The organism is Streptomyces sp. W16 (assembly GCF_033194735.1).
Classification (GTDB): Bacteria; Actinomycetota; Actinomycetes; order Streptomycetales; family Streptomycetaceae; genus Streptomyces.
In genome coordinates this window covers 1-9,479 of the sequence record NZ_JAWOAI010000393.1, presented here as the reverse complement: position 1 = coordinate 9,479, position 9,479 = coordinate 1, and the positions used below count along the sequence as shown (strand labels likewise).

Here is a 9,479-nt window from a genome sequence, read left to right as displayed (position 1 = left end):
CCGTCCCGCCCGCCCCCGCACCGCCCCCGTCCCCCGGCCGCCGGGTCGGCCCCCGCACCGGCCCGTCCCGAACAGCCGTCGTCCGTACGGCACTTCACCCGCAGGGCTACGTCGAACTCGACCACGTCCTGTACCGGGCGGTGTGGGCCGAACCGGACCGCACCCCGCCCGAGCCCGGCGCGCAGGTCGAGGTCACCGACGCCCGCGAACCCGACTCCGACGTCCTGTACGCCTTCCCGCCCGCCGCCCGGCATCACGCCCGCGGCGGCTCGTGACCCCCGTACCGCTCGTTCCGCCCGTACAGCCCGTACCGCTCGTGCCACCAGGAGAGACCCATGCACAGCGAATATCCGCCCACGCTGCCGGCGGAGTACGCCGACATCGAGTTCGAGAACAACGCGCAACGGCTCCCTCTGGTGCTGTGCCTCGACACGTCGAGTTCCATGGCGGGAGCGCCGATCCAGACCCTCAACGACGCGCTCGCCGAGTGGACCCGCGAACTCCACGACGACGTCTCCCTCAGCTACAGCGTCGAGGTCGCCGTGATCACCTTCGGCGGCCGGGGCGTCGGCGCCTGGCGCGGACCCCAACTCCTCGACCCGCGCACCCCGATGAGCCCCTTCGTACCCGCGCACGCCTTCCAGGCACCCCGGTTCACCGCGTCCGGCGTGACGCTGATGACGGAGGCGCTGGAACTGGCCATGCACGTCGTCGCGGCCCGCAAGGCGGAGCTGCGCGCCTCCGGACTCCAGTACTACCGCCCGCAGATCTGCCTGGTCACCGACGGCCTCCCCACCGACGGCACCGGCCATATGACCGACTCCTGGCACCGGCTGCTGCCTGTCCTCGCCGAGGAGCAACAGGCCCGCCGCTTCCGGCTCTACGCGATCGGCGTCGGCGGCATCACGGATCGAGGGGAGCAGGTGTTGCAGGCGTTCGCGCCGAAGTTCAACGCGCGCATCCAGGGCTTCCCGTTCCGCGAACTGCTCCAGATGATGTCGGCCAGCGCCAACGCCGAGCAGCGGGGCGCGGGCGACGAGGTCTTCGAGAAGATCTTCAGCCAGTTCAAGACACAGCGCCCGGCCTGGGAGAGCTTGCGGTCAGCCCGGACTTCCCGCTGCACAGCGCGTCGAAGGTGTCGGCGGCGCCCCGGCCCAGGGAGGTGAAGGTCCCCAGGCCGGTAACGGTGGCGCCGTGGGAGGTGAGGGCCGGGCTCATGAGGCGGACACCGTCCCGTCGCCGGTGCGCGGTTGTCCGGTCCCGACCTGCTCGCCCGCCAGGAACCGTTCGCGGAGCAGGACCTTGCGGACCTTTCCGGTGGGGCCGAGCGGGATGAGTTCCGGGTCGACCACGACGACCCGGTCCACGGTGGCGGCCACGTGGTCCTCCAGCGCGGCGAGGACCTCCGCCGTGCGGTCGGCCTCGCGGTCCGCCTTGTCGGCCAGGATCAGCAGCACGGTGGTGGTGACGCGGTCGGCCTCCCGTACGGCGAGGACCGTGCACTCCAGGACGTCGCCGCAGTCGGCGAGGACGCGTTCCTCGCTCATCGCGGTGAACAGCCGCCTGCCGTCCGGGAGTTCGACGGCGTCCACGGCGCGGTCCACGTGGTAGAACCAGCCGTCCTCGTCGCGGTGGACGAGGTCTCCGGTGAGGAAGAAGCCGTTCCTGCGGGTGCGATAGGTGGTCGTCGAGTCGTTCCAGTAGCCCAGGGAGAGTGTCGGCGCGCTGATGCCGAGCTGGCCGACCTCGCCCGGGCCGAGCGGCTCGCAGTCGTCGTCGAGGACCGCGACCGTGGAGAAGGCGTGCGGGCGGCCGATGCAGCGGCCGTAGCGGTCGGTGGTGGGTGTGTGGGTGATGAAGAACTGCGAGTGGCCCATCTCGGTGGAGCCGAGGCCGTCCACGAAGTGGGACCCCTTGGTCCGGGCGATGCCCGTCGGGGTCAGCGACATACGGCTGCCCACCGCGACCAGCCGCCGGATGTGCGCCTCGTGGGCGCAGTCACCGGTGTTCCACCACACGCTGATCGAGTCGAGGTCCCACTGGGACAGGTCCTCGCCCGCGAGTTCCGACCAGGTGGCGGCGAAGCCGAGCACGCTCTGCGGCTTCCAGCGCTCGACGGCCTCCAGGACGGTGGTGCCGCTCTGTTCGGAGAGCACGGCCAGCTGGACCCGGTTACACAGGGCCAGGTTCACCGCGATCACCATGGCGGCGTGCGCGGTCGGCAGGGCGGCGAGCATCCGGTCCAGGCCCTGGCCCTTGGGCAGGGTGAGCCGGTGCCGGATGGCCGCGAAGAGGCTGTGGTGGGAGTGGGCGACGGCCTTCGGCAGGCCGGTGGTGCCCGACGAGTGGGTGATGACCACGGGTTCGTCGGCGTGGTGCCGGTAGACCGGCGGGGCCTCGGCGGGGTTTCCCCCGCCGAGCTCGGACACGTCGGCCAGCAGGGGCGTTTCGAGTCCGTGCGGGGCCAGTTCGGCGCGGTGCGCCGCGTCGGTGAGCACTCCGGTGGCGCGCAGCCGGCGGATGTACTCGACCGCGGTCGCCCCGGGCACCCTGGCGTTGATCAGGGCCGGGATGGCGCCGATGCGGGCCAGGGCGAGATAGCTGAGGACCATGTCGGCGCCGGTGCTGACATAGACCGCCACGCAGTCGCGCGGGGCGATGTCCAGGGCGTTCAGGGCGGCGGCGCGGGCCGCGACCCGCTGGTCCAGTTCGTGCAGGGTGAGCGCCTGCCAGGCGGGGTGGCCGTCGACGTCCGTGTCGAACGTCAGGGTCGGACGGTCGAGGCCGATCCCCCGGCCGGCCAGGGAGGTGAGTACGTTGCCTATGCCGAGTTCCTGGTCGACCGCCAGTTGGGCGCGGTCGTTGGTGGGTTTCATCGGGGCAGCTCCTCGGGTGCCGGGACTGGTGACGGGAAGCGCCCGGTTCAGTCGGAGAGGGCGGCGGAGGCGGAGGCGCGCTTGATGATCTCGTCGACGAGTCCGGAGATCGTCAGCAGCGCGACGGTCTCCATCTCGTCCTCCTCGAACCGGACGCCGTAGGTGTCCTCCACCTGGATCGCGATCTCAGCCACGGAAAGCGACTCCAAATCCAGCCCCGACGGGCCGAGAGGGCTGTCGACGGTTACGTCGGACACGTCGTAGTTCATGGTCGACAGGGCGTCGAGGATGAACTTGGTGACCTCGTCCTTCTGCATGTGCTTGACTCCGATCTCATGGGGGAACAGCCGGGCGTCGACCCGGTTCCGGTGTGGGTGTTGTGGTCTGAGGCGGACGGTGACGCGCGGCTCCTGGCACGTTCTCTCGCGGTGCGGAGCGCGGCCGAGCTGCTCGGTGTCGGGCCGTCCGAGGTGTGGGTGTCCCACGCCGCGAGCGGCCGTCCGTTGCTGGACGGTGCGGGCCGCGGAACACAGGTGAGCGTCAGTCACGGTCGGGGGGCGGTTGCGGTCGCGCTGTGCCGGTCTTCGCGCGTCGACCTGGGCGTTGATGTGGAGTCGGTCAGACCGCTGGCGGCGCTGGCCTTGGCGCGTGGTTATCTGACGCCGGCCGAGGCGGACTGGCTGGGCGGTCTCGCCGCGGTCGAGCGCGACCGGGCGTTCCTGTGGCTGTGGACGCAGAAGGAGGCGGTGGGCAAGGCACTCGGGCTGGGGCTGCGGTCCGGCGGAATGAGCCGCCCGATGCCACTGCCCACGGTGTGGCCACCGTCCGGCGACGGCCCCGTCACCCCGGCCCCGCTGCCCGACGACCCGACGACGGCCACCACAGCCGTGTTCGTGGCCGACGGCCGACGCGTGGTGGGAGTAGCGGTACGGGGCACGGACGGCCACCCCGGACAAGTGACAGTCCGGGTGACGCGACGCACGCCGGACACCGACTGACGCCGGCCGATCACCGTCCCACCTCCGCACGGGCGGCGGCACGCGGCGCGTCGACTGCCCACGGTGTGGCCGCCGTCCGACGACCGCCCCGTCACCCCGGCCCCGCTGCCCGACAACCCGACGACCGCCATCACAGCCGTGTTCGTGGCCGACGGCCGACGCGTGGTGGGAGTAGCGGTGCGGGACCCGGTCGGCCTTCCCGCACAGGTGTCGGTCCGGGTGGCGCAGCGCACGGCGGATGCCGTTTGACGCCGACCGGTCATCGAGCCACCTCCGCGCGGGCGGCGGCACGCAGCACGTCGGGGACCCGCGGTCCGGCCGCCGACCGACGACGACCCCATCACCCCGGCCCCACTGCCCGACGACCCAACGACCGTCACCACAGCCGTCTTCGTGGCCGCCGGCCGACGGGTGGTGGGAAGGGAAGTACGAGGCACCGACGCCCACCCAGTGGCGCAGCACGCGCCGGACACCGATTGACGCCGGCCGGTCATCGTCCCACCTCCGCGCGGGCGGCGGCGCGCAGCGCGTCGGGGCTGCGCAGTGGTTTGCCGGTGGGGGTGCGGGGCAACGCGGAGAGCACGATCAGGCGGCGTGGGCGTTTGTACGGCGCCAGCCGTGCCGCTGTCTCGCGGCTGAGGTCCTCGCCGGTGACGCCTGCCTCGGTCACGGCCACGTAGGCCTCGATGCCCGAGCCGTGCACCACGACGGCCTCACGGACTCCCGGCAGCCCGCTGATGAGTGCCTCGACCTCGGTGAGGTCGACCTTGAGTCCGCCGACGGACACCTGTTGGTCGAGTCGGCCATGCACGGTCAGCAGGCCGGTGCCGGGGTCGAGCGTCCCGGCGTCCTTGGTGTGCAGCCGGCCGTCGACGTAGCGCTTCGGGTCTGTGCGGCCGACGTAGGGGTTGGCGGGCAGGCGGAGCAGGATCTCGCCGTCGGCGGTCTCCACGGTCATTCCGGGGGCCGGAGTGAGGCCGGGGCGGGTGGTGCCGAGGAGGTCCGTCGCGATCATTCCGGCCTCGGTCATGCCGTACATGCCGCCGAGCGGGACGCCGTAGCGGCTGGTGAAGAGTTGCCAGGTCTCCGGCTTGACGGTCTCGCCGCCGGTGATCATGCCGGTGAGCTGCCGGAGGGCGGGGGGTGACTTCACCAGGGCGAGGAGGGCGGCCTGCGACGGTACGCCGAGCAGGGTGGTGGGTGCGGGGTCCGCGGCCACCGCGCCGTGGATGGAGTCGACGGTGTGGCTGCTCGGCAGGGTCAGCGGGATCCGGTTGTGCAGGCCGTGGAGGAGTCCGCCGACCAGGCCCAGCACATGAATCACAGAGGCCAGGACAACAATTCGCCCGCCGTTCTTCGGATAGGAATTCAGCAGCCCATAGCGTTCCACTTCCGCTATGAGGCTCTCCGCGCTTCTCCCGATCACCTTCGAAGGTCCGGTGGATCCGGAGCTGAGCTGCAGCAGAACATGTTCCGAGCGCGCCGGCTCCCCGCCTTCCCTGGTCGTCACCACGGAATCCGTTTCGAAATATCCGCGCAGCCTTCCGCGAATCTCACGGTCGGGTACGACAACGACCTGCGGGTTTATTCTCTCGATCGCCGCGCCGGCCTCGCTGGGGGTGAGCCGGTGGTCGACAAGGGCGCACTGAGCTGCGGTGCGCCAGCCGGCCAGCAGTGTGGCGACCAGCGCCAGGGACGGCGGGAGCCGCAGTACGGCGGCGCCACCGGGGGTCAGCCCGGCGGACCGGAGCCCCTTTTGGCGGCGCTCCACCTCGGCGCGCAACTCGCCCCTGGTCACCACGGTGCCGAATGTCAGTACCGTTTCCTGGTCTGGACCGGAGAGTAAGAAATCATCGACCCATTCGCCATTCACAGGAATTTCCCCCGTCCACTACAAAAACAACCACAGACGATCACTGAGAGCCAACCTGAGCTCCATCAGATCAGATCCATCCGAGCGGCACAAGTAAAAGGTTCTCAACAGTCAGGTGCATGGATCCTTAACGCGAGCATGTACAGTGCCGACCCATTTCAGGGCAGCACAAATTTACGCCGCAACCAATTCACGAAGAAACAGCGGACGTTGTTATTTCAGATTTTAAGTAATTTGCGCGGGCTATTCGGCGCGCGGGCGGACCACGCCGGCCCGGCCCAGTGCGCCGACCCCGGAGGCGCCCATGAGCGCCATGGTCTCCTCGACCTCGTCCAGCAGGGTCCGCAGGACGGCTGTCGCGCCCTCGTCCCCCGAGTCCGCCAGCCCCCACAGCAGAGGCCTGCCGAGGAGTGCGGCGTCCGCGCCCAGACAGAGCGCCTTGACGACGTCGGCGCCGTACCGGACGGATCCGTCGACGAGCACCTGGATCCGGCCGTCGACGGCGTCGACGATCTCGGGCAGGGCCGCGAAGGCGGGCTGGGCGAAGTCGAGTTGACGTCCGCCGTGGTTGGACACGATCACGGCGGAGACCCCGTGATCGACGGCGAGCAGCGCGTCCTCCGCCGTGAGGATGCCCTTCAGCACCAGCGGCAGCGAGGTCCGCTCCCGCAACCAGGCGAGATCGGCCCAGCCGATGGAGGCGTCGAACTGCTCGCGCGCGTGGCGGGCGACGGCGGAGTGCCCCGCCTGCCCGCCGTACGAGGCGGACATCAGTGTCTCGTCGAGGTTGACGGCACGAATGCCCTCCGGGACGGCGAAGCCGTTGCGCACATCTCTGGGGCGCCGGGCCATCCGCGGCGCGTCGACGGTGAGGACCAGGGCACGGAACCCCGCCTCCTCCGCGCGCCGGATCAGGTCCAGCAGCGCGTCGCGGTGGCGCAGCCAGTACAGCTGCAGCCACAGCGGCCCGCTCGCGGCGGCGGCGATGTCGGCCAGCGTACGGCTGGCGAACATGCTCACCGCCAGCAGCACCCCGGTCTTCCCCGCGGCCCGGGCCGCGGCCACCTCGCCCTCGGGATGGGCCAGTTGGTGATAGGCCATGGGCGCGATGCCCACCGGCGCGGAGACCGGATCCCCCAGCAGGGTGGTGGCGGTGTCCACCCGGGACACGTCCTTCAGGACGCGCGGGCGGAGTCTGATGCGGTCGAGCGTGTGGCGGTTGGCCGTGAGCATCGAGCCCGTGCCACTGCCTCCCGCGATGAAGTCCCACACATGACTGGGCAGGCGGGCATGTGCCGCCTGCTCGAACTCGTGTAACGCCGGACGACTCACAGAGGTACCCCCGTCGTGTTCCTTGCGGTCGATCACTCGTACGATACCATTCCAACAGTACGACCGTGCGGATACTAAACGGTCGTACGGAAATATTGGACGGGCCGGAGCTCGCGCGCACCGCCACCAGAACCCGAGGATGTGACGTGGGGGCCGACAACACCGCGGTCGACAAGGTCAGGAAGCGTACGGACGGCCGTCTCGCCCGCGGCAACCAGACCAGGCAGATGATCCTGCGCCACGCCGTCGACGTGGCCTCCGTCCGCGGTCTGGAAGGACTGTCGCTGGGCCAGCTCGCCGACGAGCTCGAACTGAGCAAGAGCGGCGTCTTCTCCCTGTTCGGCTCCAAGGAGGAACTGCAGCGCGCGACCGTGCGCACCGCGGTCACGATCTTCCTGGGCCATGTGGTGATCCCGGCCCGCCGCTTCCCCGACGGTGTCGCGAAGATCCGTCATCTGTGCGAGAAGTGGCTCGACTACTCGCGGACCCGGGTGTTCCCCGGCGGCTGCTTCTTCTACTCCGTCTCCGCCGAGTTCGACGCCCGCCTCGGGCCCGTCCGCGACGAGGTGGCCGCGGCGCAGGCCAACTGGCGCACCTTCATCGAGCGGACCATCGAGGAGGCGCGCGCGGCCGGCCAGATCCGCGCCGAGGCCAACACCGGCCAACTGGCCTTCGAACTGATCGCCTTCATGGAGACCGCCAACGGCGAGTCCCTGCTCAGCGGGGACGACAGCGCCTACGGCCACGCCTCGGCGGCGATCCTGAACCGGCTGCGCACCGCCGCCACCGACCCCCGGTTACTGCCCGACGCCCCCTGACCGAGCAGGAGATCGTCTTCGTCATGTCTCTCGATTCCCTCGACCCACAGGTGGAAGCCCTCCGCGCCCAGCGCGCCTCGGCCGGCACCCGGCCCCTGTACGAAATGACCCTGGAAGAGGCGCGGGCGGCCGACCTGGCCGCGATCCGCGCCGACTCCGGGACACCCCTGCCGGTCCACGAGGTCACCGACGTCCTGATCCCGGGACCGGACGGACCCCTCCCCGGCCGCGTCTACCGTCCCGCGGGCGACGGCCCGCTGCCGGTCCTCGTCTATCTCTTCGGCGGCGGCTGGACACTCGGCACCATCGACACCTGCGACGCGATCTGCCGCGCCCTCACCGAGGCCGTCGGCTGCATCACCGTGTCGGTGGGTTACCGGCTCGCCCCGGAGCACCGGTTCCCGGTGGCCGTGGAGGACTCCTACGCCGGCCTGACCTGGGTCGCCGAACGGTCCGGACGCCCCGGACCGCTCCAGGCGGCCGACCCCGCCAGGATCGCCGTCGGCGGCGACAGCGCCGGCGGCAATCTGTCCGCCGCGGTGACGCTGCTGGCCCGGGACCGTCAAGGCCCGCGCCCGGCCGCCCAGTTGCTCGTCTACCCCAACACCGACCGGCACGCCGACACCCCGTCCCGGCGGGAGAACACCGATCCGGCGTTCTTCAACGACAGGTCCGTCACCTGGTACTGGGACCACTACCTCGACCGGCCCGAGGACGCCGACAACCCGCTGGCCTCGCCGCTGCGCGCCAAGGACCTCAGCGGTCTGCCGCCGGCCCTCGTCATCACCGCCGAGTACGACCCCCTGCGCGACGAGGGCGAGCGGTACGCCGCCCGGCTGCGGGACGACGGAGTGCCGGTGACGCTGACCCGCTACCCCGGCATGGTCCACGGCTTCTTCGCGATGGCCGGAACCCTGGACGCCGGTCGCCGGGCCCAGGCGGAGGCGGCCCGGTTCCTGCGCACCGCCTTCGCCGCCAAGGACACCGATACTCAGGGGGAGACATCGTGACCGACATCCGCACCGGACCGCCATCGGCCTTACCCCACCCGGAACCGCTCCTCCAGGGTCTGCACGCCGGCCTCACCGACCCCGTCCTCGACGCGATGAACTTCCTCAACGAAGTCGTCTCACGCTTCCCCGAGGCCCTGTCCTTCGCCCCCGGCCGGCCCTGGCAGGGGGACTTCGAACCCGAGGACCTCGCCCGCCATCTGCGGACCTACACCGATTATCTGGAACGGGAGTTGGGGTGGTCGCGGGACCGGGTGCGCACCCAGCTCTTCCAGTACGGGCGCACCAACGGCGTCATCCACGAGCTGATCGCCCGCACCCTCCACAACGACGAGGGCATCGACGTACCGGCCGAGGCGGTGGTGGTCACCACCGGCGCCCAGGAAGGCATGCTGCTGGTCCTGCGCGCTCTCTTCGCCGCGCCCGAGGACACCCTGCTGATCAGCACGCCCGCCTACGTCGGCATCATGGGCGCCGCTCGGCTCCTGGACCTGCGGATCCACGCCGTACCGGAGGGCCCCGAGGGGCTGGAGCCGGACGCGGTGGCGGCAGCGGCGGCCGAGGTGCGCGCG

General features: G+C 70.9%; 10 protein-coding genes and 1 pseudogene. 7 read left to right on the top strand and 4 right to left on the bottom strand.

All coding sequences use genetic code 11. The features are described from left to right. Both R6V09_RS37275 and R6V09_RS37270 read left to right on the top strand, forming a co-directional pair. A pseudogene (locus R6V09_RS37275) lies at positions 1 to 275 on the top strand (hypothetical protein); the annotation flags it as partial. Positions 276 to 335: 60 nt separating this feature from the next. Then, on the top strand, positions 336 to 1,166 hold the full coding sequence (locus tag R6V09_RS37270) for a vWA domain-containing protein (RefSeq protein WP_317885901.1): 831 nt from the start codon (positions 336 to 338) through the stop codon (positions 1,164 to 1,166). A 48-nt stretch (positions 1,167 to 1,214) separates the two neighbouring features. Here the strand turns inward: R6V09_RS37270 and R6V09_RS37265 are convergent, their stop codons facing one another. Together R6V09_RS37265 and R6V09_RS37260 are read right to left on the bottom strand one after the other, a co-directional pair. After that, a complete protein-coding gene (locus tag R6V09_RS37265; protein ID WP_317885900.1) occupies positions 1,215 to 2,876 on the bottom strand; it encodes a class I adenylate-forming enzyme family protein in 1,662 nt (553 codons plus the stop codon). 47 nt (positions 2,877 to 2,923) lie between these two features. After that, positions 2,924 to 3,193: an acyl carrier protein gene (locus R6V09_RS37260; protein WP_317885899.1), complete on the bottom strand. Its 270-nt coding sequence runs from the start codon at positions 3,191 to 3,193 to the stop codon at positions 2,924 to 2,926. A gap of 18 nt (positions 3,194 to 3,211) precedes the next feature. Between R6V09_RS37260 and R6V09_RS37255 the strand changes: the two genes are divergently transcribed. Further along, positions 3,212 to 3,874 carry a 4'-phosphopantetheinyl transferase family protein gene (locus R6V09_RS37255; protein ID WP_317885898.1) on the top strand — a complete coding sequence of 221 codons (663 nt, stop codon included), beginning with the start codon at positions 3,212 to 3,214 and terminating at the stop codon, positions 3,872 to 3,874. Between the two features lie 63 nt (positions 3,875 to 3,937). Further along, a complete protein-coding gene (locus R6V09_RS37250) occupies positions 3,938 to 4,123 on the top strand; it encodes a hypothetical protein (RefSeq protein WP_317885897.1) in 186 nt (61 codons plus the stop codon). 241 nt (positions 4,124 to 4,364) lie between these two features. Here the strand turns inward: R6V09_RS37250 and R6V09_RS37245 are convergent, their stop codons facing one another. Together R6V09_RS37245 and R6V09_RS37240 are read right to left on the bottom strand one after the other, a co-directional pair. Beyond that, positions 4,365 to 5,747, bottom strand: coding sequence for a class I adenylate-forming enzyme family protein (locus R6V09_RS37245; protein ID WP_327097164.1), 1,383 nt, complete (start codon positions 5,745 to 5,747; stop codon positions 4,365 to 4,367). Positions 5,748 to 5,990: 243 nt separating this feature from the next. Beyond that, complete coding sequence (locus R6V09_RS37240) at positions 5,991 to 7,079, bottom strand: alpha-hydroxy acid oxidase (RefSeq protein WP_317885895.1); 1,089 nt, start codon at positions 7,077 to 7,079, stop codon at positions 5,991 to 5,993. Between the two features lie 227 nt (positions 7,080 to 7,306). On the opposite strand from R6V09_RS37240, the gene R6V09_RS37235 reads away from it, so the two are divergent. The 3 genes from R6V09_RS37235 to R6V09_RS37225 form a co-directional block, all read left to right on the top strand. Further along, on the top strand, positions 7,307 to 7,897 hold the full coding sequence (locus R6V09_RS37235; RefSeq protein ID WP_317885902.1) for a TetR/AcrR family transcriptional regulator: 591 nt from the start codon (positions 7,307 to 7,309) through the stop codon (positions 7,895 to 7,897). A 23-nt stretch (positions 7,898 to 7,920) separates the two neighbouring features. Beyond that, positions 7,921 to 8,907, top strand: coding sequence for an alpha/beta hydrolase (locus R6V09_RS37230; RefSeq protein ID WP_317885894.1), 987 nt, complete (start codon positions 7,921 to 7,923; stop codon positions 8,905 to 8,907). Then, positions 8,904 to 9,479 (top strand): aminotransferase class I/II-fold pyridoxal phosphate-dependent enzyme (locus R6V09_RS37225; protein ID WP_317885893.1); only part of this gene is annotated, 576 nt, incomplete at its 3' end. The genes R6V09_RS37230 and R6V09_RS37225, both read left to right, overlap by 4 nt.

Bases quoted from the DNA above. Each gene is read 5' to 3' on its own strand.
- R6V09_RS37270 (WP_317885901.1), top strand. From the start codon at position 336: ATGCACAGCGAATATCCGCCCACGCTGCCGGCGGAGTACGCCGACATC.
- R6V09_RS37265 (WP_317885900.1), bottom strand. From the start codon at position 2,876: ATGAAACCCACCAACGACCGCGCCCAACTGGCGGTCGACCAGGAACTC.
- R6V09_RS37260 (WP_317885899.1), bottom strand. From the start codon at position 3,193: ATGCAGAAGGACGAGGTCACCAAGTTCATCCTCGACGCCCTGTCGACC.
- R6V09_RS37255 (WP_317885898.1), top strand. From the start codon at position 3,212: ATGGGGGAACAGCCGGGCGTCGACCCGGTTCCGGTGTGGGTGTTGTGG.
- R6V09_RS37235 (WP_317885902.1), top strand. From the start codon at position 7,307: ATGATCCTGCGCCACGCCGTCGACGTGGCCTCCGTCCGCGGTCTGGAA.
- R6V09_RS37230 (WP_317885894.1), top strand. From the start codon at position 7,921: ATGTCTCTCGATTCCCTCGACCCACAGGTGGAAGCCCTCCGCGCCCAG.